Below are 25,650 nucleotides of genomic sequence, written 5' to 3'. Positions count from 1 at the left end.
GGCGTCGGCATCGGTGGTGTGCTCGAGCCCCTGCAGGCCAACCCGACCATCATCGGCGACAACTGCTTCATCGGCGCTCGCTCCGAAGTGGTCGAAGGCGTGATCGTGGAAGACAACTGCGTCATCTCCATGGGCGTGTACATCGGCCAGAGCACCAAGATCTACGACCGTGCCACAGGCGAAGTCCACTACGGCCGCATTCCTGCCGGTTCCGTGGTGGTCAGCGGCAACCTGCCCTCCGCCGATGGCAAGTACAGTCTGTACTGCGCCGTGATCGTCAAGAAAGTGGACGCCCAGACCCGCGCCAAGACCAGCATCAACGAACTCCTGCGCGACTGACGACCCCAGCGGGCCGCCCTCCCGGCAGCCCGCCTCCCTTCCCCGGGCAGCCTGATGATCATTGATAAGCTATTCGCGCTGATGGCCGAGAAGAAGGCCTCGGACATCTTCATTACCGTCGGCACCCCGATTCACATCAAGATCGACGGCAATACACTGCCGATCAATCAGCAGGCCATGGATCCGACGATGATCCATCGAATGGCCTACGAGATGATGACGCCCGAGCAGATCGACCGCTTCGAAAAGCTCAAGGAGATGAACCTCTCCTTCGGCCGGCGGGACATGGGCAACTTCCGGATCAACATCTTCTGGCAGCGCAACAGCATCGCCATCGTCGTCCGCTACATCCTGGGCGAGATCCCGCGTCTCGAAACGCTCGGCCTGCCCCCCGTGTTGTCCGAAGTGATCATGGAAAAGCGCGGTTTGGTGCTGGTCGTCGGCGCCACGGGTTCCGGCAAGTCCACCACCATCGCGTCTATGCTGGATCACCGCAACGAAAACCGTTCCGGCCACATCCTGACCATCGAAGACCCGATCGAGTATCTGTTCAAGCACAAGATGTCGATCGTCAATCAGCGGGAGATCGGTGCCGACACCCTGGACTGGCAGAACGCCCTGCGCAGCGCCATGCGCCAGGCACCCGATTGCATCCTGATCGGCGAGATCCGCGACCGGGAAACCATGGGTGCCGCCCTGGCCTACGCCCAGACCGGACATCTGTGCCTGGCCACGCTGCATGCCAACAACGCCTATCACGCCCTCAACCGGATCTTCAGTTTCTTTCCGATGGATGGCCGCGCCCTGCTTTCCCTCGACCTGGCCGCGACGCTCAAGTGCATTGCCTCCCAGCGCCTGATCAAACGTCCCGATGGCGGGCGGATCCCTACGGTTGAGATCCTGCTCAACACCCGCCAGGTGGGCGAACTGATCGAACGCGGTGAGATCTCCGCCATCCGCGAAGCCATGGAGCAAAGCCTCGCCCAGGGCTCCCGCACCTTCGAACAGGATCTGTTCCGCCTGTTCAAGGACAAGGTCATCACCCTCGAGGAGGCACTGGCCAACGCGGACTCCCCGACCAACCTGTCCTGGCTGATCAATAACGCCCAATTCGGCAATGGCGGCAACGAAAAATCCAGCCGTCCACCGTCCACCATTGATTTCGAGCAGACCGAACCGGATGGCGCATCCTTCCGCGAATTCACCCTCGAACTCGACGACGACTGACTACAAGAAAACATGACAGCACCCCAAACAACAGGGAACCCCACCCTGGCCCTGGCCTGTGAACTCATCGCACGCCCCTCGGTCACCCCGGAAGACGCCGGCTGCCTCGAACTGATCGCAGCCCGCCTCGCTCCCCTCGGCTTCGTCTGTGAGCGGATCGACGGCGGCGGGGTCAGCAACCTCTGGGCGCGCAGGGGTATGGCCCGCCCCCTCGTGGTCTTCGCCGGCCACACCGATGTGGTGCCCACTGGCCCTCTAGACGCATGGACATCCAACCCCTTTGTGCCCACCGAGCGGGACGGCCAGTTGTTTGGCCGCGGCGCCGCCGACATGAAGTCGTCCCTGGCCGCCTTCGTCACCGCCATTGAGGACTTCGTCGCCGCCAATCCGGACCACACCGGTTCCATCGCCTTGCTGCTGACCTCTGACGAAGAAGGCGATGCCACCCACGGCACCACCCTTGTCGTGGAATCCCTCAAAGCACGAGGCGAAGTCCTCGATTACTGCATCGTCGGCGAACCCACCTCCGTGGACACCCTCGGCGACATGATCAAGAACGGACGTCGCGGCAGCCTGTCCGGCAAACTCACCGTCAAGGGCATACAAGGCCACATCGCCTATCCGCACCTGGCCAGCAATCCGATTCACCTCGCCGCCCCGGCCCTGGCCGAGCTCGCCTCCATCACCTGGGATCAGGGCAACGAGTACTTCCCGCCCACCTCCTGGCAGATGTCCAACATCAAAGCCGGTACCGGCGCGACCAACGTGATTCCGGGCACCCTGGAGCTCATGTTCAACTTCCGGTTTGCCACCGTACATACGGCCGACGATCTGAAGTCGAAGGTGCATGCCATCCTCGACAAGCACGGCCTCGACTACGACCTGGCCTGGACTCTCGGCGGCAAGCCCTTCCTGACGCCCCGCGGCACCCTTGTCGCGGCCATGGAGGCCGCCGTGTTCGACACCCTTGCCCTGAAACCGGCGCTGTCCACCACCGGCGGCACCTCTGACGGACGCTTCATTGCTGAAATATGCCCTCAGGTCGTCGAGTTTGGTCCCGTTAATGCAAGCATTCACAAACTCAACGAGTGCATCGCCATCGATGCGGTCGCTCCCCTGTCGGCCATCTATCGCCGAACCCTCGAAAACCTGCTGAGCGCATCGGAACCGGCATGACCCACGACGACCACCTGGAAAACGACGACGAGCATGAGCACGAACACGAGCACGGCCCGATGGCCGAGCTCGTCACCGTCCGCGACTGGATCCGCTACGCCGTTACCCGCTTCAACCGCGCCGGCTGCTTTTATGGTCACGGCCTGCAGGACGCCTACGACGAAGCCGTGTATCTCGTCCTCCACACCCTGGCGCTGCCCCTGGATCGCCTGGAGCCTTTCCTCGATGCCTGCATTCCCGGCGACGAGCGGGAAGACATCTACACAGTCATCGAGAAACGCGCAGTAGATCGTCTGCCCGCCGCCTACATCACCGGTGAAGCCTGGCTGGGTGATTTCCGCTTCAAGGTCGACCCGCGCGTGATCATTCCTCGTTCGTTCTTTGCCGAGCTGCTCCAGGACGGCTTCAGCCCCTGGATTCAGGACCCGGAAGCTGTCACCGCGGCGATGGACATGTGCACAGGATCAGGCTGCCTGGCCATCCTGATGGCCCACGCCTTCCCCAATGCAGCGATCGTCGCCGTGGACATCTCGCCGGATGCGATTGATGTGGCCCGGGAGAACATTGCCGCCTATGGCCTCGAAGACAGGATCACGCTGATCCAGTCCGACGGCTTTTCGGCCGTACCCGAGCAGCGCTTTGACTTCATCCTGAGCAACCCGCCCTATGTAACACAGGAAGCCATGGATGCGCTGCCCAGCGAATACCTGCACGAACCCGGTCTGGCCCTCGGCTCCGGTGACGATGGCCTCGACCTGGTGCGCAAACTGCTCGCCGACGCGCCCCGCTACCTCAAGCCCGAGGGGCTGCTGGCCGTTGAAGTGGGCCATAACCGGCACATCGTCGAAGAAACCTTTCCTGACTTGACGCCCACGTGGTTGTCAGGGCCAAGCGGGGAAGACAAGATATTCATGCTGGAAGCGGGTCAATTGTTGTAAAAGCACCCAAAAATGCGAACTCGGTCCACCAATTCCATGGCCAGCCGAACTTATGATCTTGCTTGGGAGAAATTTGCCAAATTGACCCCAAATTCACCTTAATCAACAAAAACACAAAAGCAAGATCAAGGAGCTTCTATGGCGACCGATCGCCCCATCCTCCTCGTTGAGGACAACCCCGATGACGAAGCACTGACTCTCCGGGCGTTCAGCAAGAACAAGATAGCCAATCAAGTGGTCGTGGCCCGGGACGGTGTCGAGGCGCTGGACTATCTCTTCTGCACCGGACAGTTCTCCAACCGGGACAGCACGATCATGCCGGCCTTCGTGTTGCTTGATTTGAAGCTTCCCCGGATCGATGGCCTGGAAGTGCTGCGCCGCATCCGTGCCGACGAACGCACGGCCCTCCTGCCCGTTGTTGTCCTGACGACCTCCAAGGAACATCAGGACATCTTCGAAGCCTATCGGCTTGGCGCCAACAGCTATATCCGGAAGCCCGTCGATTTCGAACGATTTCTACAGGCGGTGGGCCAGCTCGGCCTCTACTGGCTGTCCCTCAACGAGCCCTCGGACCCTACAGCACGATAAGCCGATGGAAGACTACAGCAGTGCTTCGATGTCCCTGCCCAGATCGCCGGGTGGCGTCATCGGAGCGTAGCGCTTCACAGGCACACCGGCTTTGTCGATCAGGAACTTGGTGAAGTTCCATTTGATGGCGTGACTCCCCAGGACCCCGGGCAACGCCGCAGTGAGAAAGGCAAACAGGGGGTGCGCACCCTCGCCGTTGACCTCCACCTTTTCGGCCATCAGGAAGGTGACGCCGAAATTGCGCTGGCAGAAGCCGGCAATCTGGCTTTCGTCGCCGGGCTCCTGCCCGCCGAACTGGTTGCACGGAAAACCCACTACCACCAGGCCACGCTCCGCGTAAGCCTCATGAAGAGCCTGAAGCCCCCCGTACTGGGGCGTAAAGCCACATTCGCTGGCCGTATTCACGACCAGCACGACCCGCCCCGCCATGTCGGCAAAACGGATCGGATCGCCGGACAGACTCCTTGCCTCAAAGCCAAGAATGCTGCCCGGCACGGCGCTGCTCACGCCACCTCCTCGATCCAGGCCTGCTGGATGCCTTCAAGGATGCGCTCACCGCAGTGCTTGGGGTCGTCATCGAACTCGGGCAAGGCCATGGTCCACTTCATCAGATCAACAAAATTGACCTTGAGGGGATCCACGTCGGGATGGGCCTCCGACAACTGGATCGCGATTTCTTGCACTTCTGTCCATTTCATCCCCGCTTGCCCTCCTTGACCATGTTGATCGAATACTTGGGAATCTCGACGGTAAGCGGCGTGTCGCCGACGATGGCCTGACACGACAGGCGGGATGTCGGCTCCAGGCCCCAGGCCTTGTCGAGCAGGTCTTCCTCGAGTTCCTCAGCGGGCTCGAGACTGTTGAAACCGTCACGCACGATCACATGACAGGTCGTGCACGCACAGGACTTCTCGCAGGCGTGCTCGATGAAGATGTCGTTGAGCAGCAGCACGTCGCAGACCGACTGACCGGGCTCGGCGTCGATCACGGCCCCTTCAGGGCACAGCTCCACATGGGGAAGCACAATCAATGTAGTCATGATGAAGTATCAGGTTCAGATCCGCAGATCGTCGATCCGGTGACCCGCCAGGGCCTCCCGGATACTCTTGTCCATGCGCCGTGAGGCGAACTCGTTAGAGGCCCGGTTGAAGGCCTCGAGCTGGATCTTGATGGCGCGGGCGTCCTGCCCTTCGGCGGCACTACGCAAGGCCGCGATGGCCGCATCCAGGGCCTCGCGCTCGGCTTCATCCAGCAGCACGGCGTCAGCAGCCAGCGCCCTTTCCGTCGCCTCGACAACGCGTTCAGCCTCGACCTGCTGTTCCCGCAGGCCACGCAGCTCCATGTCTTCCCGGGCGTTCTCGAAACCGGCCTTGAGCATATCGGCAATTTCGTGGTCCGCCAGCCCGTAGGATGGCTTGACCTCCACCCGCGCCTCGACGCCGGTGGTCTGTTCCCGGGCCGCCACCGAAAGCAGGCCGTCGGCGTCCACCTGGAAGGTGACGCGGATTCGCGCAGCACCGGCGACCATCGGCGGAATCCCGCGCAGTTCGAAACGCGCCAGGGAGCGGCATGCCGACACCAACTCGCGCTCGCCCTGCACCACATGGCAGGACATGGCCGTCTGGCCGTCCTTGAAGGTGGTGAAGTCCTGGGCGCGGGCCGTCGGAATGGTGGAATTGCGGGGAATGATCTTTTCGACCAGCCCGCCCATGGTTTCAATACCCAGGGACAGGGGAATGACGTCGAGCAGCAGCCATTCGTCTTCGGCTGCCCGGTTGCCGGCCAGCACGTTGGCCTGCATGGCGGCACCGAGGGCGACAACCGTATCCGGATCAAGATTGGTCAGGGGAAGCTGCCCAAAAAATTCGCCGACAGCCTGCTGCACATGGGGCATGCGCGTTGCGCCCCCCACCATCACCACGCCCTTGACCTCATCGGGCTCAAGCCCGGCGTCACGCAGGGCCTTCTTGACGGGTTTGAGGGTCTTGGCCACCAGCGGACGGGTGATGTCCACGAAGACAGCACGATCAATGCTCAGATCCACCTCGTCGCCGCTCTCCAGGGTCATCCGGATCGGCACGGTTTCGTCGAGGCTCAGACGCTCCTTGACCTCCCGGGCCTTCATCAGCAGACGCCGGGCATCCCGATCGGAGGGCAGCGAAATACCGGCGTTATCGAGTATCCAGCAGAACAGGCGGTGATCAAAGTCATCGCCGCCCAGGGAGGCGTCTCCATTGGTCGCCACCACTTCGAACACCCCGCGCGACAGGCGCAGCACGGAGATGTCAAAGGTGCCACCACCAAGGTCATAGACTGCGTAGATGCCCTCCGACGCGTTTTCCAGGCCATAGGCAATGGCGGCAGCGGTCGGCTCGTTGAGCAGGCGGAGCACGTTGAGACCGGCCAGGCGCGCTGCGTCCTTGGTGGCCTGGCGCTGGGCATCGTCAAAATAGGCCGGCACGGTGATGACCGCACCAGTCAGCTCGCCGCCCAGGCTGCGCTCGGCGCGTACGCGCAGGTCCTTGAGGACCTCGGCGGACACCTGCACAGGGCTCTTCACGCCCTGCACGGTGCGCAAGCGCACCATGCCTTCTGCGTCCACAAAGTCGTAAGGCATGGTCTCCACGTGGGAGACATCCTTGAGCCCGCGGCCCATGAAACGCTTCACGGACACAATCGTATTGCGGGGGTCGACGGCCTGGGCAGCGTGGGCCTTGCGGCCCACGACAATCTGTCCGTCGGCGAGGTAATGCACGACGGAAGGCAGCAACACCTTGCCGTCCTCATCCTGCAGACACAGGGCCACGCCATTGCGTACGGTGGCCACCAGCGAATTGGTGGTGCCCAGATCAATGCCCACGGCGAGCCGATGCTGGTGCGGCTCGGTGGACATCCCGGGTTCGGAGATTTGCAGCAAGGCCATCAGGATTCCAGCGCCGTCAAGGCGTCATTGATTTCGTGTTGCAGCTTTTCAAGAAACTTCAGGCGACGCACCGTATCGGCCGCCCCCTCCAGATCGCCCTGCTGGTCGAGTTGCACCGCCAGCTGTTCGATCAGGCTTCGATTGGAATGCCGGATACGCCGGGCAAGGTCTTCGAGCACCTCTTCGTCGGCGGCCTCCCGGGCCTCGCCGAGCGCCTCGCGCCACTCCATCTGCTCCATCAGGAACGCGGGAGACATGGCGGTATTGGTCTCGAAGGCCGGATCGATACCCTTCAGCTCAAGCAGGTATTGCCCCCTCGCAAGAGGACTCTTGAGGGTGCGAAAGGCTTCGTTGGCGTGGGTCGCCCACTGCATCGACAGACGTTTGTCTACGTCGGGCAGGTGGGCGAAACGGTCTGGGTGAACCTTTCCCTGAATGTCCAGGTAAGCCTGTTCAAGCCGGTCCATGTCGACGGAAAACCCCGTCGGCAGGCCGAAAAGTGCAAAGAAGTCCTGCTTCAGATCAAGCATGTAAAACCCTCTGCCCGAAAGGACAGGCGAACCGGGCACGCCGGCATGGCAATCAGACGGTAAAACTCTCGCCGCAGCCGCATTCGCCCTTCACATTCGGGTTGTTGAACTTGAAACCCTCGTTAAGCCCTTCGCGGACAAAATCGAGCTCGGTGCCGTCCATATAAGGCAGGCTCTTCGGGTCGATCAGGACCTTCAGTCCGTGGCTCTCGAAGACCACGTCCTCGGGCAGGACCTCATCGGCAAACTCCAGTTTGTAGGCCATGCCGGAGCATCCGGAGGTGCGCACGCCGAGGCGGATGCCCACGCCCTTGCCACGCTTGGTGATGAAGTTGCCGATGTGGGTTGCCGCCTTGTCGGACAGGGTGACTGCCATGATCGCCTCTCTTTCAGCCGTTGTGCTTTTTCTTGTAATCCTCGACCGCAGCCTTGATGGCATCCTCGGCCAGGATGGAGCAGTGGATCTTGACCGGCGGCAGGGCCAGCTCTTCGGCAATGGCGGTGTTCTTGATATCCAGCGCCTGGTCGAGCGTCTTGCCCTTCACCCATTCGGTGACCAGGGAGCTGGACGCAATGGCCGAACCACAACCATAGGTCTTGAACTTGGCGTCTTCAATGATGCCATCCTTGCCGACCTTGATCTGCAGCTTCATCACGTCGCCACAGGCGGGCGCGCCCACCATGCCGGTGCCCACGTCGTCGTCTTCCTTGCCAAAGGCACCGACGTTGCGGGGATTCTCGTAGTGATCCAGAACTTTTTCGCTATATGCCATTTTCGTTCTCCTGTCAGTGCGCAGCCCACTGCACGGTATCAAGATCAATGCCTTCCTTGAACATGTCCCACAGGGGTGACAGTTCGCGGAGCTTGCCGATCTTGCGCTGCAGCAGGTCAATGGTGTAATCGACTTCCTCGACCGTCGTGAAGCGGCCGATGGTAAAACGGATGGAGCTGTGGGCCAGTTCGTCGTTGCGGCCCAGGGCCCGCAGCACGTAGGACGGCTCCAGGCTCGCCGAGGTGCAGGCCGAGCCGCTCGACACGGCGATGTCCTTGATCGCCATGATCAGGGATTCGCCTTCCACGTAGGCGAAGCTGATGTTGAGGTTGTGGGGGACCCGGTTGTCCATGTCGCCGTTGACGAAGGTTTCCTCAATGGTGGTCAGCCCCGCCAGCAGCCGGTCACGCAGGGCCAGCACGCGGGCGTTCTCCTCGGCCATCTCGATGCGGGCCAGGCGGAAGGCCTCGCCCATGCCGACGATCTGGTGGGTCGCCAGGGTGCCGGAACGCAGGCCACGTTCATGGCCGCCCCCGTGCATCTGCGCTTCCAGGCGAACCCGCGGCTTGCGGCGCACGTAGAGAGCACCAATCCCCTTCGGCCCGTAGGTCTTGTGGGCGCTGAAGGACATCAGATCCACCTTGAGCGTGCTCAGATCGATGGCAACCTTGCCAGTGGCCTGGGCCGCATCCACATGGAAGATGATGCCCTTCTCGCGGCACAGCTCGCCGATCTCGGCGATCGGCTGCACCACACCGACCTCGTTGTTCACGAACATCACCGACACCACCACGGTATCCGGGCGGATGGCCGCCTTGAGCACGTTCAGGTCGAGCAGGCCGTTCTCCTGGACGTCCAGGTAGGTCGCCTCGAAACCCTGGCGCTCAAGTTCGCGCACGGTGTCCAGCACGGCCTTGTGCTCCGTCTTGAGGGTGATGATGTGCTTGCCTTTGCCGGAGTAGAAGTGCGCCGCCCCCTTGATGGCAAGGTTATTGGATTCGGTGGCGCCAGAAGTCCAGATGATTTCCTTGGGATCGGCGTTGACCAGCGCCGCGACGTCCTCACGGGCTTCTTCCACGGCCTTCTCGGCAGTCCAGCCATAGGAATGGCTGCGGGACGCCGGGTTACCGAACAATTCCGTCAGGTAGGGAATCATCTTCTCGGCCACACGGGGGTCCACCGGCGTGGTTGCCGAGTAATCAAGGTAGATCGGGAACTTGAGCATCTTCATCTTCTCCGTGCAGCAAAATTGAGTCATTCCATGAACTTAGACCGCTACTGCCGTCATCGTTCGAAGGCTCGCCAGGTTCTCGCCCAGCGCAGTCAAAAATCCATCCACATCCTGCTGCGTGCTGCCAGCCCCGAGGCTGACGCGCACCGCAGCGCGGGCAAGAGCCGCATCAACGCCCATGGCCAGCAGGGTGTGGGAAGGTTCCGGGTGAGCACTGGAGCAGGCCGACCCGCTCGCCACCGCAAACCCCGCCCGATCCAGCCTGCCCACGAGGGTTTCACCATCCACCCCGGGAATCGCAAAAAAACTGGTGTTGGCCAGCCGGGGAGCACCCGCCGAAAAGATGCGCGCGCCCAACCCCACCAACCCGGCCTCCAGCACCGCCTGCAGCGCTGCAATTTGCCGGCTCCGCGCTTCGCGGTAGCTGACGATCAGCTCGCACGCCGCACCAAATCCAACGATGGCCATCACGTTCTCGGTACCGGACCGGAGATTTCGCTCCTGACCGCCGCCCGCCACAAGGGGCGCCAGTTCGATGCGCTTGTCCACAATCAGGGCACCGACACCGACCGGGCCACGGATCTTGTGGGCCGACAGCGTCAGGCCATGTACCCCGAGGGCACGAAAATCCACCTCGATCTTGCCCAGGGCCTGCACCGCATCGCAGTGCATCCAACCACCCGCCGTTTTCACCGTCTTCGCCAGTGCGGCCACATCCTGGATCACACCGGTCTCATTGTTGGCCTGCATGATCGACACCAGCCGAGGCTTTTCCGCGAGCACGCGATCAAAAGCCGCCAGGTCAATCCGCCCCACGCCATCAACCGCAATCTCCAAGCAGCGCCATCCACTGCGTATCAACTGCCTGGCCGGCTCACGCACACAGGGGTGCTCGATGGCACTCACCGCCACCAGGCCCGGCTTCATCAGCGCCGCAGCACCCTTGATGAAAAGGTTGTTCGCCTCCGATCCGCCACCGGTAAAGATCACCTCGGTCGGATGGGCATTCACCGCGGCAGCCACCTGGGCCCGGGCCTCATCCACGGCCTTCCGGGCGGCACGTCCATATTCGTGCCGGCTCGATGCATTGCCGAAACGATCGCCAAACCACGGCAGCATGGCCTCCCTCACGCTGCTGTCCAGCGGCGTGGTGGCGTTGTGATCGAGATAGACCGGCGCAAACACCGCAGCGCTCCAGGAGAATCAGGCCGTCAGGGGTTGCTTGCCGCCAGAGCGACACGCCGTTGAACTACGCTCATCGCGCAACACGGACACCGGGCCAGCCTTCTGGCGCTGCTGCTCGACCAAGCTGGCCAGAGTCACGGAATGGAGGTACTCGTACATCCGCCGATTGAGGTTGGTCCACAACTCGTGGGTCATGCAGCGATGCTCGTCATGACAGTTTTCCTTGCCACCGCAGGAGGTTGCATCCAGGGGCTCATCGACAGCGGCAATGATGTCAGCCACTGTGATCGCATCCATCTCCCGCGCCAGGGCATAGCCGCCACCGGGACCACGGACGCTGCTGACAAGCTCAAAACGCCGCAGTTTGCCGAACAGTTGCTCCAGGTAGGACAGGGAGATCCTCTGGCGATCGGCGATGCCGGCCAAAGTCACGGGCCCGTCGGCACAGCGAAGTGCCAGATCGATCATTGCCGTGACAGCAAAACGACCTTTGGTGGTGAGTCTCATGTCGGCTCCCGGAGCGGATGGATTAATAGTTGAACGTTTCAGTCAACAATACCAAACCCGACAAAATCAATCAACTATTTCACCCCACCACACCCCACCGCTCAGTCCACCATCTTGCCCAGCCCCTGGGGGTCAAAAGCATCCTCGGCTTTCGCCGCCGCATCCACACAGATCCCCGACGCCGCCAGCCGCTCCACCAGGATGCAGAGCCGCCGGTCGGTTTCAACCGCGTGATCGAGAAGGCCGTGCAGCGCCTTGGAAACGGGGTCGTCCATGTCCCGGGTAACACCATAGGCCGTAAAACCGATCTGCTCAGCCTTGGCTTCCCGGGCCCGGCTGACTTCGTCGCCACCACCCTCGATGATCCGGGCCGGATTGCCCACCGCCGTCGCCCCCGCCGGAACCGGCTTGACCACCACCGCGTTGGAGCCAACCTTGGCGCCGTCTCCCACCTCAAAACCGCCCAGCACCTTGGCACCGGCACCGATCACCACCCCACGCCCCAGGGTCGGATGGCGCTTTGTGCCTCGATACAGCGAGGTACCACCCAGGGTCACCCCTTGATAGATGGTGCAGTCATCGCCCACCTCGGCAGTCTCGCCAATAACCACCCCCATGCCGTGGTCGATGAACACCCGACGACCGATGGTGGCGCCAGGATGAATCTCAATCCCGGTGAGCATCCGCCCCAAATGGCTGGTGAAACGGCCGAGCCAGCAAAACCCGCGGGACCACGCCATATGAGCAAAGCGATGCAGCCACAGGGCGTGCATGCCCGGGTAGCAGGTGAGCACTTCCCACCTGGAGCGTGCCGCCGGGTCCCGTTCGAGAACGTTGGCCACGTCTTCACGCAGACGACTGAACATGAGGAGAAACTCCAAAAAATAAATGCGCTTTCGTAAAGGCCTTGCACCCTAGCAGGTACAGCCTCATCGTAATTCCGACTATTTTAGTCTACTTCTTTTCGAAGGCGCTGAGCATGCCCCGCAGGATGTTGATCTCGTCCTTCTCCAGCCGGATGCGCCCGAACAGACGCCGGAGACGCGGCCAGAGACGCTTGGAGTTCTCGGGGTTGAAAAAACCGCTGGCCGTGATCGCCCGATCGAGATGCACATAAAAGCCCTCGATCTGCTCGTGGGTGGCCGGCTCGAACTCCACCGAGGGCGCCACTCCAGGGTCGAGGGCCGCCATGCGTAACTCGTAGCACAGCACCTGGACCGCTGCGCCGAGATTCAGGGACGAGTAGGTTTCGCTGACCGGCACCTTGACAGGCATGTGACACAAGGCCACGTCATCGTTGGAGAGCCCTTTGGTCTCATTGCCGAAGACCAGCGCCACATCGCCATGACCGGCGAGGCTCACCAGCTCTCCGGCCGCCTCCCGCGCCCATTTCATCGGTACGGCCATCTCCCGGCGGCGAGCCGTCATCGCTGCGGCAAAGACAGTTCCCTCAAGCGCTTCGGCCAGGGTATCCACCACCCGCGCGCTGGCGAGGATGTCATCAGCCCCGGCCGCCCGGGCCGTTGCCACCGGATCGGGAAAGCTGTGCGGCGCAACCAGCACGAGCTGCGTCAGACCCATGGTTTTCATGGCCCTGGCCGCTGCGCCGATATTGCCGGGATGACTGGTTCGGGAGAGAACGACACGCACGCGCCCAAGCGCGTTATCGAGGTTCATATTAAAATGTGCGGTTTTCCAAATTAGAGTCGACCGGTGGGCCTTTTGCCCGGGCCGGCAGACCTTGCCAGACACCCATGCATCCCACTCTGAACATCGCCATCAAGGCCGCACGCCGTGCCGCCACCGTCATCAACCGGGCTTCCCTCGATCTGGATCTGATCCGGGTCGAAACCAAAAGCCCCAATGATTTTGTGACGGAAGTAGACCGGGCTGCAGAAGAAGCCATCATCCAGGTGCTCCGCGAGGCCTATCCGAGCCATAGCATTTTAGCAGAAGAGTCCGGCGAGACCGGCCCGGAGGCCGAGACCGAGTACCAGTGGATCATCGACCCCCTCGACGGCACCACCAACTTCCTGCACGGCTTTCCCCAGTACGCAATCTCCATCGCCCTGGCCCGCAAGGGTGTGGTTGAGCAGGCAGTGGTGTTCGATCCCAACCGAAACGAGATGTTCACCGCCTCAAAGGGTGCCGGCGCCTTCCTGAACGACCGCCGCATCCGCGTCTCCAAGCGCGTCAAGCTGCAGGACGCACTGGTGGGCACGGGTTTCCCGTATCGTCAGTTCCGCAACGTGGACACCTACCTGGCGATCTTCAAGGAACTCACCCAGAAGACCGCCGGCCTGCGCCGCCCGGGTGCAGCAGCCCTCGACCTGGCCTACGTGGCTGCCGGGCGCCTCGATGCTTTCTGGGAATTCGGCCTGTCGCCGTGGGACATGGCAGCCGGCAGCTTGCTGATCAGTGAAGCCGGCGGCCTGGTCAGCGACCTGGCGGGTGAGTCCACCTACCTGACGTCAGGCAATGTGGTTGCAGGTACGCCCAAGGTCTTCCCGCAGTTGCTGCAGCTGATCCAGGGCCACTGCGGCGACACCCTGCCGGCCTGACGTAGCGATGTCCGCCCTCAAGACACTGCTCCGTATTGCTCTGGCCTGCCTTGTGCTCTCCGGGGTGCCAGCCTGGGCGGACACCGTGCTGGTATGGGGTGACAGTCTTTCGGCCGGCTATGGCCTGCAGATTCAGCAGGCCTGGCCGAGCCTGCTCGAGAAACGCATCGCGGACGCCAAACTGCCCCACAAGGTGGTCAATGCCAGCATCAGTGGCGAAACCACCTCAGGCGGGCGCAGCCGCCTGCCGGCCGCCCTAAAGACCCACAAGCCGGCCGTGGTGGTCATCGAACTCGGCGCCAACGACGGCCTGCGCGGCCTGCCGCCAAAGCTCATGGCTGCCAACCTGCAGGCAATGATCGACGCCAGCCGACAGGCCGGGGCCAGGATCCTGTTGGTGGGCATGCGCATGCCCCCGAATTACGGGCCCGATTACACGGCGAGTTTCGAGAACGCCTTCAAGGATCTGGCCCGTAACAACAAGATCCGGCTGGTACCGTTCATGATGGAAGGCTTTGCCGACAAGCGGCACTTCTTCCAGCAGGACGGGATCCACCCCGTTGCCGACGCCCAGCCCATCATTCTCGACACCATCTGGCGGGAACTCGCCCCACTGCTGCGCCGCTAAAGACCGCCGATCAGGGGAGACGCAGTGACGGGTTGTGCCCCTTCACTGCACAGATCCGCTGGATGACGGCCGGCTTCGGCTCCGTTACTTCGCCCTGCTCATAGGCCAGCACCGTGCATGCATCTGCCACCCGCTCGAAGAGTTCATGGGAGCGGAGCAGAAAGTCGGGGTTACTGGGCTTGCCAAAGCGTTCGTTGCCGATCATGAAGGTCTCGTAGATCAGCACACCACCGTGATTAAGCGCCTGCAAGAGCAGGCCCAGACGCGGCCGAAACAGATAATTGGTCACCACGATGGCGTCGAAATGGCGACCCGCAAAAGGCCACGGCCCCTCTTCAAGATCCGCCTCCCGGGTCTTGACGTGGGGCACACCGGCCAGCAGTTCCAGCGCCACCGCATCCTTGTCCACCGCCTCGACCCGGAACCCCTTGCTCGCCAGCCAGCGCGTATGACGACCGCTGCCGCAGGCGAAGTCGAGGACCTCTCCACCCTCCGGAATCAGGGACGCAAATCGCGTCACCCAGGCTGAGGGCTGCAGGGCTCCGGCATGCCGCATCATTGATTCACCCCCCCAAGGCACAGGTACTTCAGCTCCAGGTACTCGTCGATGCCATGACGGGAACCCTCGCGCCCCACGCCAGACTGCTTGACACCACCAAAGGGTGCCACCTCCGTGGAGATGAGCCCGGTATTGATGCCCACCATGCCATAGTCAAGGGCCTCACCCACCCGGAACACCCGCCCCACATCCCGGGCATAGAAATAGGCCGCCAGCCCGAACTCCGTATCATTGGCCATGTGGATCGCCTCTTCCTCGGTGCGGAAGCGGAACAGCGGCGCGACCGGCCCAAAGGTTTCCTCGCGAGCGATACGCATGCCCGGCGTCACATCAGCCAGCACCGTCGGCACATAGAAACGCGCACCCGCCCCGTGACGCCGTCCCCCCGTCAACACCCTCGCCCCAGCGGCCAGCGCGTCCGCCACATGGGCCTCGACCTTCAGCACCGCCTCATCGTCGATCAGCGGCCCCACGGTGACACCAGGCTCGAGACCATTCCCCACCGTCAACGCCTCGACGGCCGCCGCCAATTTGGCGGCAAAAGCGTCATACACCGAATCCTGCACCAGCAGGCGATTGGCACACACGCAGGTCTGACCGGCATTGCGATACTTGGACACCAGCGCCCCCGCCACCGCCGCATCGAGATCCGCGTCGTCAAACACGATGAAGGGCGCGTTGCCGCCCAGTTCCAGGGAGAGCTTCTTGATGGTCGGCGCACATTGGGCCATGAGGAGGCGACCAATCTCGGTGGACCCTGTGAAGGACAGTTTGCGCACCACCGGGCTCGACGTCAGCACGCTGCCGATCGCCACCGGATCGCCGGTGACGACATTGAACACACCCGGAGGAAAGCCCGCCTGCTCTGCCAGCCAGGCCAGTGCCAGCGCCGTAAAGGGTGTCTGCTCGGCCGGCTTGACTACAACCGTACAGCCGGCGGCCAGCGCCGGTGCCACCTTGCGGGTGATCATGGCAGCCGGAAAATTCCACGGCGTGATCGCAGCACACACACCCACCGGCTGGCGAATCACCATGAAACGGCGGTCCATGCCCGTTGTCGGTATGGTCTCGCCGTACAAGCGCTTGCCCTCCTCGGCAAACCACTCCACGAAGGACGCCGCATACACCACCTCGCCCCGCGCCTCCGCCAGGGGCTTGCCCTGCTCCAGGGTCATCATCCGGGCAAGATCGTCGGTGTGAGCCAGAATGAGCTGGAACCAGCGCTGCAGAATCGCCGAGCGATCCCGGGCGAGCAGACCACGCCACGCTGGCAGCGCCGCATCAGCGGCAGCGACCGCGCGCCCGGTCTCTGCCACGCCCATGGCCGGCACATCCCCGAGAGGGGCGCCCGTTGCCGGATTGAAGACCAACAGGCGCGCATGATCATCCGCATCAAGCCAGCAACCATTCACAAATGCCTGGGTTCGATACAGGCCGGGTTCCTTGAGCGTCTGCATGATTTCTTTTCCTTATCCGGATCGGCCACCGCGCGGCCGCGTCCTTCTGATAAAACAAGACGGTGCAGGTTCCCCGCCCCGCACGTGCAAGATGCCATGAAAAACGGGCGCCGCAGCGCCCGCTTTCATCATCACGACAAGCCCGGAGTTACTGAGCTTGTTCGTTCAGAAGCGCCTTCATGGACAGACGCACACGGCCCTTCTCATCGGTCTCGAGCACCTTGACGCGCACGACCTGACCTTCCTTGAGGTAGTCGGACACGGCATTGACGCGCTCGTTGGCGATCTGGGAAACGTGCAGGAGACCGTCACGGCCCGGCATGATGTTGATGATCGCACCGAAATCGAGGATGCGGATGACCGGGCCTTCATAGACCTTACCGACTTCCACTTCCGCGGTGATGTCTTCAATGCGCTTCTTGGCCACTTGCGCGCCTTCGGAGCTCACGGAAGAGATGGTCACATTGCCGTCGTCGGTGATCTCGATGATGGTGCCGGTCTCTTCCTGCAGACCACGGATCACTGCGCCGCCCTTGCCGATCACGTCACGGATCTTCTCCGGGTTGATCTTGAGGGTGATCATGCGCGGTGCGAAGTCGGAGACTTCACCGCGGGCTTCGCCCAGGGCCGACTTCATCAGGCCGAGGATATGCATGCGGCCTTCCTTGGCCTGGGCCAGGGCAACCTGCATGATCTCCTTGGTGATGCCGAGGATCTTGATGTCCATCTGCAGGGCGGTCACACCGTTCTCGGTACCGGCCACCTTGAAGTCCATGTCGCCCAGGTGGTCTTCATCACCCAGGATGTCGGTCAGCACGGCAAAACGGCCGCCGTCCTTGATCAGGCCCATGGCGATGCCCGCCACCGGAGCGGTCAGCGGAACACCCGCATCCATCATGGCCAGGGAGCCACCACAGACGGAAGCCATGGAGCTGGAGCCGTTGGATTCGGTGATCTCGGACACCACACGAACGGTGTAGGAGAAGTCTTCCTTGCCCGGCAGCACGCCAGCCAGCGCACGCTTGGCCAGACGGCCGTGGCCGATCTCGCGACGCTTGGGCGAGCCGAAACGGCCGCATTCGCCAGTGGAGAACGGGGGGAAGTTGTAGTGCAGCATGAAGCGCTCGCGGTACTCACCGGCGACCGCATCGATGATCTGCTCGTCACGACCCGTGCCCAGGGTGGTCACCACCAGGGCCTGGGTTTCACCGCGGGTGAACAGGGCCGAACCGTGGGTACGCGGCAGCACGCCGACACGGATGTCGATGGGGCGCACGGTACGGGTGTCACGACCATCGATACGCGGCTCGCCGCCGAGGATGCGACCGCGCACGACCTTGGCTTCCAGATCGAAGATGATGTTGTTGACGGTGTTGGCGTCGAACTCGACACCTTCCGCCACCAGGGTCTCGTGCACTTCCTTGCCGATGGCCGACAGTTGCTGCGAACGGGCCTGCTTGGCGGTGATGCGGAAAGCTTCGTCGATCTTGGCGCTTGCGATCTCGGTGACACGGGCGATCAGGGCTTCGTTCTTCGCCGGAGCTTGCCAGTCCCACTCGGGCTTGCCGGCCACTTCAACCAGTTCGTTGATGGCCTGGATGGCAGCCTGCATCTGGGTGTGACCAAAAACCACACCGCCCAGCATCACGTCTTCCGGCAGCTCCAGGGCCTCGGATTCGACCATCAGCACGGCGGTCTCGGTACCGGCGACCACCAGGTTCATCTTGCTGGTCTGCAGCTGGGTGGCCGTCGGGTTGAGGATGTATGCACCATTGTCGTAACCGACGCGACAGGCGCCGATCGGGCCGGCAAACGGGATGCCGGCGATGGCCAAGGCCGCAGAGGCAGCGATCATCGCGGGAATGTCAGCATCCACTTCCGGATTCAGGGACACCACCTGGGCAATAACCTGAACTTCGTTGTAGAAACCTTCCGGGAACAGCGGGCGGATCGGGCGATCGATCAGACGGGAAGTAAGGGTTTCCTTCTCGGTCGGACGGCCTTCACGCTTGAAGAAACCACCAGGGATACGGCCGGCAGCGTAGAACTTTTCAACGTAATCGACAGTAAGGGGGAAGAAGTCCTGACCCGGCTTGGCGTTTTTGGCAGCCACAACGGTTGCCAGCACCACGGTGTCGTCCATGTTGACGATCACGGCACCATGGGCTTGACGGGCAACCTCGCCGGTCTCCAGGGTGACGGTGTGGGAGCCGTAGGTAAAACTCTTCTTGATAGCAATAGGCAAAGGATGTCCTTTCATTCAATCGGCTGGCGGCAAACAACAACCGCACGCGTAGCCGAGGTAACGCGCCGTCTTCTCTGGCGCACAGATGTGACAAAGCCGGCGAAGCCTCACGGACTTACACCGGCTGTGCCCATGATCAAACCTGCACCAAGGGCAGGATTGTCACGTTCGGTACTGAAGCAGCTCTTATCAGCTTACTTGCGCAGGCCAAGGCGAGCGATCAGCTCACGGTAGCCATCGACATTCTTGCGCTTCAGGTAGTCGAGGAGCTTGCGACGCTGGCTCACCATCATCAGGAGGCCGCGGCGGGAGTGGTGATCCTTGACGTTAACCTTGAAGTGGCCAGTCAGATCGTTGATGCGGGCGGTAAGCAGAGCGACTTGCACTTCCGGAGAACCGGTGTCGCCCTTGGCGCGCGCGAAGTCGCCAACGATTTGCGCTTTTTGTTCAGTGGAGATTGCCATTGTTTAACTCGGTTAGGATTTAGCCTTGCGAAGCGCGCCATTATATCGAATCGGCACAGAATTACTCAAGACATTTCATTGTTTTCCAGTGGCAACAAGGCGCGTCGGCGCCATCATGCCACCCTCCCCCAGGGTTCCGACGCCGAGGAAACGCTCCCCCGCGTAGGCCCGGAACATCCTGCCCAGCGCATCACTGCAAACCTTCACAGCCTGCCCGTGGGTAAAACTGCTTGCCTGTCCGGCATCAAGCAACATCACATCCAGATGGACCAGCAAGGCATCCACTGGCGCCAGCTCAGCATCCCGGCCCGTCTCGGGCAGGGCCTCAAAATCCGCCAGGGAGATCGAGGACTCCAGCTCAAAAGGCCCGATGCGTGTCCTCCGCAGCGCGGTAAGGTGTGCACCACACCCCAGCAAGGCCCCAAGATCGGATGCCAGGGTACGTACGTACGTGCCCTTGCTGCACGCCACCCGCACCTTCAGACTATCGCCTTCACGCGCAAGGCACTCAAAACTATGAATCGTCACCCGCCGGGCCTCCCGCGGAATCTCGATCCCAGCCCGCGCATATTCATACAGCGCCTTGCCATGATGCTTGAGTGCCGAGTACATCGGAGGCACCTGATCGATCTCGCCCCTCAATTGCGCCAGGGCTGCCTCAATGGCGGAATCGGATACATCCACCGCAGTGGTTGCCAGCACTTCCCCCTCTGCATCCGCGGTGGTCGTCGTGACCCCCAGCAGCACCGTGGCCTCGTAAACCTTGTCCGCATCGAGCAAAGTCTGGGAGAACTTGGTGGCCTCGCCGAAGGTCAGCGGCAGCAAGCCGGTCGCCATGGGATCAAGCGTACCGGTATGACCACCCTTGGCCGCCTTCAGCAACCAGCGCGCCTTTTGCAAAGCATTGTTGGAGCTGAGGCCGAGGGGCTTGTCGAGAAACAGCACGCCATCGACAACGCGACGCGGCGTACGGCGCTGGGGGGTGTGAGCCAAACGGAGAACTTCCTGGAAAGACGGTGCACAGGCACCGCCAGGGGAATCAGGGTGTCGTCGGGGCAGACTCGGGCGACGCAGCGTCACCGTCATCATCAGCCCCTTCGCCGGCGGGGTCAGCAAGCTGCCGATCCGCCTCTATGGCCTTGTCGATCAAGGCAGAGATCCGGTTCCCTGTTTCCACGGAGGGGTCGTAATGGAAGTGCAGCTCGGGCAGCGTATGGATGCGGATCCGGCGGCCCAGCTCGCGACGCAGGAAACTGCTGGCCCTGCGCAGCCCTTTCTGGATCTCCTCGAGCCCCTCCTGCCCGGTCATGGAGGTGAAATACACCTTCGCATGCGCGTAGTCGGGGGTGATCTCCACGTCGGTCAGGGTAATGAAACCGACGCGGGGGTCTTTCAACTCGAGGCGAATCAGCTCGGCCAACTCACGGCGGATCTGCTCCGCCACACGCTGACCACGGGAAAACTCCTTGGGCATGGCTTACAGGGTCCGGGCAACTTCCTGGATTTCGAACACTTCGAGCTGGTCGCCTTCCTGGAGATCGTTGAAATTGCGCACTTGCAGACCGCACTCGTAGCCGAACTTGACTTCCTTGACGTCGTCCTTGAAGCGCTTGAGCGATTCGAGTTCGCCGCCATGGATGACCACATGATTGCGCAGCACACGCACCTGGGCGTTGCGCTTGACGATACCCTCAAGCACGTAGCAACCCGCAATGGTACCGACCTTGGAGATGGTGAAGACCTGACGGACTTCCACCAGACCCAGGATCTGCTCACGCTTCTCGGGCGCCAGCATGCCGGACAGCGCGCTCTTCACCTCATCGACGGCGTCGTAGATGATGTTGTAGTAACGCAGATCCACGCCAAAGCTCTCGGCAAGCTTGCGGGCATTGGCATCGGCACGAATGTTGAAGCCGATGATGACCGCACCGGAGGCCTGGGCCAGGTTCACGTCGGACTCGCTGATGGCACCGACGCCGCCGTGGATGACCTGCACCCGGACCTCGTCGTTGGACAGCTTGACCAGCGAATGGGCCAGCGCTTCCTGGGAACCCTGCACGTCGGCCTTGATGATCAGCGGCAGGGTCTTCACCTCGCCCTCGCCCATCTGTTCGAACATGCTCTCGAGCTTGGCAGCCTGCTGCTTGGCCAGCTTCACATCACGGAACTTGCCTTGACGGAACAGGGCAATTTCACGGGCCTTGCGTTCATCAGCCAGAGCCACGACCTCGTCACCCGCGCCCGGAACTTCGGAAAGACCCAGAATTTCCACGGGAATGGACGGACCCGCTTCTTCAATGGGCTTGCCGTTCTCGTCGAGCATGGCGCGAACACGGCCAAAAGTCGCGCCGGCCAGCAACACGTCACCGCGCCGCAGGGTGCCGGACTGAACCAGCAGGGTTGCCACCGGGCCACGCCCCTTGTCGAGGCGGGCTTCGATGATGAGACCCTTGGCCATGCTTTCGCGCGGCGCAGTGAGTTCCAGCACTTCGGCCTGCAACAGGATGCCTTCAAGCAGATCGTCGATACCGTCCCCGGTCTTCGCGGACACCTCAACGAACATGGTGTCGCCACCGTAGGCCTCGGGAACCACGCCTTCGGCGATCAGCTCCTGACGCACACGCTCGGGATTGGCACCCGGCTTGTCGATCTTGTTCACCGCCACGATCAGGGGCACTTCGGCCGCCTTGGCGTGGTGGATGGCTTCCTTGGTCTGGGGCATCACACCGTCATCGGCTGCCACCACCAGCACCACAAGGTCGGTCGCCTTGGCACCACGGGCACGCATCGCCGTAAAGGCCTCGTGACCCGGCGTATCGAGGAAGGTCACCATGCCACGGTCAGTTTCCACGTGGTAGGCACCGATGTGCTGGGTAATGCCACCGGCTTCGCCAGCAGCCACCTTGGCACGGCGGATATAGTCGAGCAGCGAGGTCTTGCCGTGGTCCACGTGGCCCATCACGGTCACCACCGGAGCACGCGGCTCCAGGGCGTAATCCTTATGCTCGACGTTGTCCTCAAGGAAGGCATCCGGATCATCCAGCTTGGCTGCGACAGCCTTGTGGCCCATTTCCTCGACGAGAATCATCGCCGTATCCTGGTCCAGCACCTGGTTGATCGTGACCATGGAGCCCATCTTCATCAGCGCCTTGATCACTTCGATGGCCTTGACGGACATCTTGTGGGCCAGGTCGGCAACGGAAATGGTTTCGGGGACATGCACTTCACGGACGATGGGTTCGGTCGGTGCCACGAAAGCAGTTGTCTCCTGATGACGACCACCATTGCGGCCACCGCCACGACCACCACCACGCCAGCCGCCGGCGCCACCCGTGGTATCCCCACGGGTCTTCAGGCCACCGCGACGCTTGGCATCCGCGGGCACTTCCTTGCTGACAACCTTCTTGACGTCCTTGCGGGCGCCCTTGTCCTCGGTCTTGGCAGGCTTGTGCAGCGTGCCGGTCTTGGGTGCAGCCTCGCCCTCGGCCTTGGCCTTCTCGGCAGCAACGACACGCTGCTTTTCATCTTCGGCACGCTGCAGCATGGAGGCCCGGGCACGCGCCTCGCGCTCCTGCTTTTCCTTCAGATCGGCAATCTGACGCGCCTGGAGTTCGGCATGGCGCTGCGCTTCGCGCTCGCGGCTTGCCTTTTCTTCTGCGCTAAGGATCGAACCCGCGACAACGCGACGAACCGGCGTCGCCGGACGTGCCTCAGTTTTGGGCGCCTCAGTTTTGGGTGCCGCAGCCTCTACGGGTGCAGCCACCGGCACAGGCTCGGGTTCCGGCTCAGGCACCACCTCAGCCACAGGCTCGGGAACCGGCTCAGGCTCCGGCTCGGGCACAACTTCAACAACGGGCTCCGGAACCGGCTCAGGCTCCGGCGCCGCCTCGACGACGGCCTCGACAATCGGGGCAGTCTCGACATCAGCGACCTCAACCAGAGGCTCGACATCGGCAGACGAGCCAACCGACACAGCTTCTTCATCCGTGGCAGATGCAGCAAGGGCTGCCGACTCGGGCACCAGGGCCTCGTCGCGCTTGACGAATACGCGCTTCTTGCGCACTTCCACCTGCACCGTCCGGGCGCGCCCGGTGGAATCCGTTGCCTTAATCTCGCTGGTCTGCTTGCGCGTCAGCGTGATCTTGGATTTTGCTGCCGTGTCGCCATGGGCGCGACGGAGAAAGTCCAGCAAACGTGTCTTGTCCTGCTCGGAGAGCAGATCGGTTTCCCGTGCCTTGTCAACGCCAGCCTTTTGCAACTGCTCGAGCAACACGGAGGCCGGCATTTTGAGTTCGCCGGCAAATTGTGTAACGGTTGTCTGTCCCATCTTGACCCTCCGGGGTATTACTCGAACCAGTGCGCGCGCGCCTTGGTAATCAGATTCTTGGCCCGCTCTTCGTCCAGCCCCGACATTTCCATCAACTCATCTACTGCCAGATCAGCCAGTTCGTCGCGGGTATGAACGCCGCCCTGGGCCAGCTTCGCCGCGAGGGGCTTGTCCATGCCTTCCAGGCCGAGCATGTCCTCGGCAACGGTTTCCAGCTGTTCTTCAGTCACGATGGCTTCAGTGAGGAGCACGTTGCGGGCGCGGTTGCGCAGCTCGTTCACCGTTTCTTCGTCGAAGGATTCAATTTCCAGCATTTCGGCCAGCGGCACGTAAGCAATCTCCTCGAGGGACGAGAAGCCCTCGTCGATCAGGATGTCTGCCACTTCCTCGTCCACGTCCAGCTTGGCGATGAACAACTGACGGACCGTGCTGTGTTCGGCTTCGGACTTGCGTTCCGACTCCGCTTCGGTCATCAGATTGATGCTCCAGCCAGTCAGTTCGGAAGCGAGCTTCACATTCTGACCGTTCCGGCCGATGGCGATGGCCAGGTTGTTCTCGTCGACCACCACATCCATTGCGTGAGCCTCTTCATCGACGACGATGGAAGAGACTTCCGCCGGCTGCAGGGCACCGATGACGAACTGGGCCGGTTCGGGCGACCACAACACGATGTCGATGTTCTCGCCACCGATTTCGTTACGGACCGCGGTGACCCGGGAACCACGCAAACCGACACAGGTGCCGATCGGATCGATGCGCGGATCATTGGACTTGACGCCGATCTTGGCACGCAGTCCAGGATCCCGGGCACAGGCCTTTATCTCGAGCAGGCCATCATCAATCTCAGGCACTTCCAGCTCGAACAGGCGCATCACGAACTCTGGCGCAGTGCGCGACAGGATCAATTGCGGACCACGGGCCCCGCGATCGATGCGCAGCAGATAGGCCTTGACGCGATCACCAACACGCAGATTTTCCTTCGGAATCATCTGGTCGCGCGGCAGCACAGCCTCCAGGCGCCCCACCTCGATGATCGCATTGCCCCGCTCCATGCGCTTGATGCTGCCGGAGATGATGTATTCCTTGCGTTCCAGGAAGTCATTGAGGATCTGCTCGCGCTCGGCGTCACGCACCTTCTGCAGGATCACCTGCTTGGCCGCCTGTGCACCGATGCGACCGAAGTCGATGGGCTCAAGCCCTTCTTCCACGTAGTCGCCAACCTGGATGTCGGGATACTCTTCACGCGCGTCGATCAGGCCCATCTGGGCTTCATCATTCTCGACATCCGGATCAGGCAGCACTTGCCAACGCCGGAAGGACTCGTAGTCACCGGTCTCCCTATCAATGGAGACACGTACATCGGCTTCGTCGTTGATACGCTTCTTCGTCGCCTGGGCGAGCGCGGACTCCAGCGCGGAGAAAACGATTTCCTTGGAAACATTTTTCTCGCGGGCAAGCGCATCGACCAACAGTAAAATTTCGCGGCTCATACCTGCAAACCTCCAAATCCCTTAAAACCTGGGAACCAGGCGGGCCTTCTCGATATCTTCAAACGGGATCTCCATCGATCCCTTTTCCGTCTCCAGGGTCACCACGCCGTCCTTGAGACCTTGCAGCACCCCGTTAAAACTGCGCTGATTGGCGACCGGCATGGAGAGACGGACCTGCACGTCCTGGCCGGCAAAGCGCTCAAAATCAGCGGGCTTCTTGAGTGCCCGATCAAGCCCGGGAGAGGACACCTCGAGGCGGTCGTAATCGACATTCTCGACCTCGAATACCCGCACCAGCTGATTGCTCACCGTGGCACAATCATCAACCGTAATACCATTCGGCGAATCGATGAAGATTCGCATCAGCCTGCCACGGGGCGAGGTTTCGAAATCAACGAGTTCGTAACCGAGACCTTCCGCGGTCTGCTCGATCAGTTTGTGCAACTCCATTTCCTGGCCCACAAATGAAAAATGGGCGAAACGCCCATCCCTGTTTAAATTC

28 protein-coding genes are annotated in these 25,650 nt (G+C 62.0%); 7 read left to right on the top strand and 21 right to left on the bottom strand.

From position 1 onward, the window contains the following. The 5 genes from ACIQ09_RS10080 to ACIQ09_RS10060 form a co-directional block, all read left to right on the top strand. Nucleotides 1-339, top strand: a 339-nt coding sequence (locus ACIQ09_RS10080) for a DapH/DapD/GlmU-related protein (protein WP_398308766.1), incomplete at its 5' end; no start/stop codon positions are given. Nucleotides 340-393: 54 nt separating this feature from the next. Continuing rightward, nucleotides 394-1,566: a PilT/PilU family type 4a pilus ATPase gene (locus ACIQ09_RS10075; protein ID WP_398308764.1), complete on the top strand. Its 1,173-nt coding sequence runs from the start codon at nt 394-396 to the stop codon at nt 1,564-1,566. Between the two features lie 12 nt (nt 1,567-1,578). Next, on the top strand, nt 1,579-2,742 hold the full coding sequence (gene dapE, locus ACIQ09_RS10070; RefSeq protein ID WP_398308762.1) for a succinyl-diaminopimelate desuccinylase: 1,164 nt from the start codon (nt 1,579-1,581) through the stop codon (nt 2,740-2,742). Next, nucleotides 2,739-3,680 (top strand): 50S ribosomal protein L3 N(5)-glutamine methyltransferase, encoded by a 942-nt coding sequence (gene prmB, locus ACIQ09_RS10065; protein ID WP_398308760.1) that lies wholly within the window; start codon nt 2,739-2,741, stop codon nt 3,678-3,680. Before dapE ends, prmB begins: the two co-directional genes overlap by 4 nt. Before the next feature lie 138 nt (nt 3,681-3,818). Continuing rightward, entirely contained in the window at nt 3,819-4,268 is a 450-nt protein-coding gene (locus ACIQ09_RS10060; RefSeq protein WP_296572022.1) for a response regulator, read from the top strand. Nucleotides 4,269-4,280: 12 nt separating this feature from the next. Here ACIQ09_RS10060 and ACIQ09_RS10055 read toward each other — a convergent pair whose 3' ends face one another. From ACIQ09_RS10055 to ACIQ09_RS10000, 12 genes are all read right to left on the bottom strand, one after another. Then, nucleotides 4,281-4,763 carry a glutathione peroxidase gene (locus tag ACIQ09_RS10055; protein ID WP_398308772.1) on the bottom strand — a complete coding sequence of 161 codons (483 nt, stop codon included), beginning with the start codon at nt 4,761-4,763 and terminating at the stop codon, nt 4,281-4,283. A gap of 8 nt (nt 4,764-4,771) precedes the next feature. Further along, nucleotides 4,772-4,966 (bottom strand): Fe-S cluster assembly protein IscX, encoded by a 195-nt coding sequence (iscX, locus tag ACIQ09_RS10050; protein WP_398308758.1) that lies wholly within the window; start codon nt 4,964-4,966, stop codon nt 4,772-4,774. Further along, nucleotides 4,963-5,307 carry an ISC system 2Fe-2S type ferredoxin gene (fdx, locus tag ACIQ09_RS10045; RefSeq protein WP_398308756.1) on the bottom strand — a complete coding sequence of 115 codons (345 nt, stop codon included), beginning with the start codon at nt 5,305-5,307 and terminating at the stop codon, nt 4,963-4,965. The genes iscX and fdx overlap by 4 nt, the downstream gene beginning before the upstream one ends. A 15-nt stretch (nt 5,308-5,322) precedes the next feature. Continuing rightward, nucleotides 5,323-7,191 carry a Fe-S protein assembly chaperone HscA gene (hscA, locus tag ACIQ09_RS10040; RefSeq protein ID WP_398308754.1) on the bottom strand — a complete coding sequence of 623 codons (1,869 nt, stop codon included), beginning with the start codon at nt 7,189-7,191 and terminating at the stop codon, nt 5,323-5,325. After that, entirely contained in the window at nt 7,191-7,721 is a 531-nt protein-coding gene (gene hscB / locus ACIQ09_RS10035) for a Fe-S protein assembly co-chaperone HscB (protein ID WP_398308752.1), read from the bottom strand. Before hscB ends, hscA begins: the two co-directional genes overlap by 1 nt. A gap of 52 nt (nt 7,722-7,773) precedes the next feature. Then, complete coding sequence (gene iscA / locus ACIQ09_RS10030; RefSeq protein ID WP_296572041.1) at nt 7,774-8,097, bottom strand: iron-sulfur cluster assembly protein IscA; 324 nt, start codon at nt 8,095-8,097, stop codon at nt 7,774-7,776. Between the two features lie 13 nt (nt 8,098-8,110). Then, the gene (iscU, locus tag ACIQ09_RS10025) at nt 8,111-8,494 is read right to left on the bottom strand and encodes a Fe-S cluster assembly scaffold IscU (protein ID WP_398308749.1); all 384 of its coding nucleotides are present in this window, start codon (nt 8,492-8,494) and stop codon (nt 8,111-8,113) included. 13 nt (nt 8,495-8,507) lie between these two features. Further along, nucleotides 8,508-9,719, bottom strand: coding sequence for an IscS subfamily cysteine desulfurase (locus tag ACIQ09_RS10020; protein WP_398308770.1), 1,212 nt, complete (start codon nt 9,717-9,719; stop codon nt 8,508-8,510). Between the two features lie 42 nt (nt 9,720-9,761). Continuing rightward, nucleotides 9,762-10,910, bottom strand: coding sequence for a cysteine desulfurase family protein (locus ACIQ09_RS10015; protein WP_398308747.1), 1,149 nt, complete (start codon nt 10,908-10,910; stop codon nt 9,762-9,764). Nucleotides 10,911-10,928: 18 nt separating this feature from the next. Further along, nucleotides 10,929-11,417: a Fe-S cluster assembly transcriptional regulator IscR gene (iscR, locus tag ACIQ09_RS10010; protein WP_398308745.1), complete on the bottom strand. Its 489-nt coding sequence runs from the start codon at nt 11,415-11,417 to the stop codon at nt 10,929-10,931. Nucleotides 11,418-11,518: 101 nt separating this feature from the next. Continuing rightward, nucleotides 11,519-12,283 carry a serine O-acetyltransferase gene (cysE, locus tag ACIQ09_RS10005; RefSeq protein WP_398308743.1) on the bottom strand — a complete coding sequence of 255 codons (765 nt, stop codon included), beginning with the start codon at nt 12,281-12,283 and terminating at the stop codon, nt 11,519-11,521. A gap of 88 nt (nt 12,284-12,371) precedes the next feature. Further along, nucleotides 12,372-13,094, bottom strand: coding sequence for an RNA methyltransferase (locus ACIQ09_RS10000; protein WP_398308741.1), 723 nt, complete (start codon nt 13,092-13,094; stop codon nt 12,372-12,374). 77 nt (nt 13,095-13,171) lie between these two features. Between ACIQ09_RS10000 and ACIQ09_RS09995 the strand changes: the two genes are divergently transcribed. Further along, nucleotides 13,172-13,978 carry an inositol monophosphatase family protein gene (locus ACIQ09_RS09995; protein ID WP_398308739.1) on the top strand — a complete coding sequence of 269 codons (807 nt, stop codon included), beginning with the start codon at nt 13,172-13,174 and terminating at the stop codon, nt 13,976-13,978. A gap of 7 nt (nt 13,979-13,985) precedes the next feature. After that, nucleotides 13,986-14,606: an arylesterase gene (locus ACIQ09_RS09990; RefSeq protein ID WP_398308737.1), complete on the top strand. Its 621-nt coding sequence runs from the start codon at nt 13,986-13,988 to the stop codon at nt 14,604-14,606. 10 nt (nt 14,607-14,616) lie between these two features. Here the strand turns inward: ACIQ09_RS09990 and ACIQ09_RS09985 are convergent, their stop codons facing one another. The 9 genes from ACIQ09_RS09985 to rimP all read right to left on the bottom strand — a co-directional run bounded on the left by ACIQ09_RS09985 (nt 14,617) and on the right by rimP (nt 25,598). Further along, nucleotides 14,617-15,165 (bottom strand): class I SAM-dependent methyltransferase, encoded by a 549-nt coding sequence (locus tag ACIQ09_RS09985; protein WP_398308736.1) that lies wholly within the window; start codon nt 15,163-15,165, stop codon nt 14,617-14,619. Next, nucleotides 15,162-16,622: an NAD-dependent succinate-semialdehyde dehydrogenase gene (locus tag ACIQ09_RS09980; protein ID WP_398308734.1), complete on the bottom strand. Its 1,461-nt coding sequence runs from the start codon at nt 16,620-16,622 to the stop codon at nt 15,162-15,164. Before ACIQ09_RS09980 ends, ACIQ09_RS09985 begins: the two co-directional genes overlap by 4 nt. Nucleotides 16,623-16,770: 148 nt before the next feature. Then, on the bottom strand, nt 16,771-18,882 hold the full coding sequence (gene pnp / locus ACIQ09_RS09975; RefSeq protein WP_398308732.1) for a polyribonucleotide nucleotidyltransferase: 2,112 nt from the start codon (nt 18,880-18,882) through the stop codon (nt 16,771-16,773). Between the two features lie 179 nt (nt 18,883-19,061). Further along, a complete protein-coding gene (rpsO, locus tag ACIQ09_RS09970) occupies nt 19,062-19,331 on the bottom strand; it encodes a 30S ribosomal protein S15 (RefSeq protein WP_296402283.1) in 270 nt (89 codons plus the stop codon). A 75-nt stretch (nt 19,332-19,406) separates the two neighbouring features. Then, on the bottom strand, nt 19,407-20,324 hold the full coding sequence (truB, locus tag ACIQ09_RS09965) for a tRNA pseudouridine(55) synthase TruB (RefSeq protein WP_398308729.1): 918 nt from the start codon (nt 20,322-20,324) through the stop codon (nt 19,407-19,409). A 46-nt stretch (nt 20,325-20,370) separates the two neighbouring features. Then, nucleotides 20,371-20,805 carry a 30S ribosome-binding factor RbfA gene (gene rbfA / locus ACIQ09_RS09960; protein WP_398308727.1) on the bottom strand — a complete coding sequence of 145 codons (435 nt, stop codon included), beginning with the start codon at nt 20,803-20,805 and terminating at the stop codon, nt 20,371-20,373. A 3-nt stretch (nt 20,806-20,808) separates the two neighbouring features. Beyond that, a complete protein-coding gene (gene infB, locus ACIQ09_RS09955) occupies nt 20,809-23,658 on the bottom strand; it encodes a translation initiation factor IF-2 (RefSeq protein WP_398308725.1) in 2,850 nt (949 codons plus the stop codon). A gap of 17 nt (nt 23,659-23,675) precedes the next feature. After that, nucleotides 23,676-25,148 (bottom strand): transcription termination factor NusA, encoded by a 1,473-nt coding sequence (gene nusA / locus ACIQ09_RS09950; RefSeq protein ID WP_398308723.1) that lies wholly within the window; start codon nt 25,146-25,148, stop codon nt 23,676-23,678. A gap of 21 nt (nt 25,149-25,169) precedes the next feature. Further along, nucleotides 25,170-25,598, bottom strand: coding sequence for a ribosome maturation factor RimP (gene rimP / locus ACIQ09_RS09945; RefSeq protein WP_398308721.1), 429 nt, complete (start codon nt 25,596-25,598; stop codon nt 25,170-25,172). Nucleotides 25,599-25,650: the final 52 nt, after the last annotated feature.

Origin of the sequence: Zoogloea sp., from assembly GCF_044344315.1 — a bacterium.
Classification (GTDB): Bacteria; Pseudomonadota; Gammaproteobacteria; order Burkholderiales; family Rhodocyclaceae; genus Zoogloea.
Note: the sequence above shows the minus strand (reverse complement) of the source record. Positions and strands in the feature narration are given on the sequence as shown.

What these genes read in the sequence shown, in the direction of transcription:
- ACIQ09_RS10075 (WP_398308764.1), top strand. Translation starts at nt 394, where the DNA reads ATGATCATTGATAAGCTATTCGCGCTGATGGCCGAGAAGAAGGCCTCG.
- dapE (WP_398308762.1), top strand. Translation starts at nt 1,579, where the DNA reads ATGACAGCACCCCAAACAACAGGGAACCCCACCCTGGCCCTGGCCTGT.
- prmB (WP_398308760.1), top strand. Translation starts at nt 2,739, where the DNA reads ATGACCCACGACGACCACCTGGAAAACGACGACGAGCATGAGCACGAA.
- ACIQ09_RS10060 (WP_296572022.1), top strand. Translation starts at nt 3,819, where the DNA reads ATGGCGACCGATCGCCCCATCCTCCTCGTTGAGGACAACCCCGATGAC.
- iscX (WP_398308758.1), bottom strand. Translation starts at nt 4,966, where the DNA reads ATGAAATGGACAGAAGTGCAAGAAATCGCGATCCAGTTGTCGGAGGCC.
- fdx (WP_398308756.1), bottom strand. Translation starts at nt 5,307, where the DNA reads ATGACTACATTGATTGTGCTTCCCCATGTGGAGCTGTGCCCTGAAGGG.
- hscA (WP_398308754.1), bottom strand. Translation starts at nt 7,191, where the DNA reads ATGGCCTTGCTGCAAATCTCCGAACCCGGGATGTCCACCGAGCCGCAC.
- hscB (WP_398308752.1), bottom strand. Translation starts at nt 7,721, where the DNA reads ATGCTTGATCTGAAGCAGGACTTCTTTGCACTTTTCGGCCTGCCGACG.
- iscA (WP_296572041.1), bottom strand. Translation starts at nt 8,097, where the DNA reads ATGGCAGTCACCCTGTCCGACAAGGCGGCAACCCACATCGGCAACTTC.
- iscU (WP_398308749.1), bottom strand. Translation starts at nt 8,494, where the DNA reads ATGGCATATAGCGAAAAAGTTCTGGATCACTACGAGAATCCCCGCAAC.
- ACIQ09_RS10020 (WP_398308770.1), bottom strand. Translation starts at nt 9,719, where the DNA reads ATGCTCAAGTTCCCGATCTACCTTGATTACTCGGCAACCACGCCGGTG.
- iscR (WP_398308745.1), bottom strand. Translation starts at nt 11,417, where the DNA reads ATGAGACTCACCACCAAAGGTCGTTTTGCTGTCACGGCAATGATCGAT.
- cysE (WP_398308743.1), bottom strand. Translation starts at nt 12,283, where the DNA reads ATGTTCAGTCGTCTGCGTGAAGACGTGGCCAACGTTCTCGAACGGGAC.
- ACIQ09_RS10000 (WP_398308741.1), bottom strand. Translation starts at nt 13,094, where the DNA reads ATGAACCTCGATAACGCGCTTGGGCGCGTGCGTGTCGTTCTCTCCCGA.
- ACIQ09_RS09995 (WP_398308739.1), top strand. Translation starts at nt 13,172, where the DNA reads ATGCATCCCACTCTGAACATCGCCATCAAGGCCGCACGCCGTGCCGCC.
- ACIQ09_RS09990 (WP_398308737.1), top strand. Translation starts at nt 13,986, where the DNA reads ATGTCCGCCCTCAAGACACTGCTCCGTATTGCTCTGGCCTGCCTTGTG.
- ACIQ09_RS09985 (WP_398308736.1), bottom strand. Translation starts at nt 15,165, where the DNA reads ATGATGCGGCATGCCGGAGCCCTGCAGCCCTCAGCCTGGGTGACGCGA.
- ACIQ09_RS09980 (WP_398308734.1), bottom strand. Translation starts at nt 16,622, where the DNA reads ATGCAGACGCTCAAGGAACCCGGCCTGTATCGAACCCAGGCATTTGTG.
- pnp (WP_398308732.1), bottom strand. Translation starts at nt 18,882, where the DNA reads ATGAAAGGACATCCTTTGCCTATTGCTATCAAGAAGAGTTTTACCTAC.
- rpsO (WP_296402283.1), bottom strand. Translation starts at nt 19,331, where the DNA reads ATGGCAATCTCCACTGAACAAAAAGCGCAAATCGTTGGCGACTTCGCG.
- rbfA (WP_398308727.1), bottom strand. Translation starts at nt 20,805, where the DNA reads ATGCCCAAGGAGTTTTCCCGTGGTCAGCGTGTGGCGGAGCAGATCCGC.
- infB (WP_398308725.1), bottom strand. Translation starts at nt 23,658, where the DNA reads ATGGGACAGACAACCGTTACACAATTTGCCGGCGAACTCAAAATGCCG.
- nusA (WP_398308723.1), bottom strand. Translation starts at nt 25,148, where the DNA reads ATGAGCCGCGAAATTTTACTGTTGGTCGATGCGCTTGCCCGCGAGAAA.
- rimP (WP_398308721.1), bottom strand. Translation starts at nt 25,598, where the DNA reads ATGGAGTTGCACAAACTGATCGAGCAGACCGCGGAAGGTCTCGGTTAC.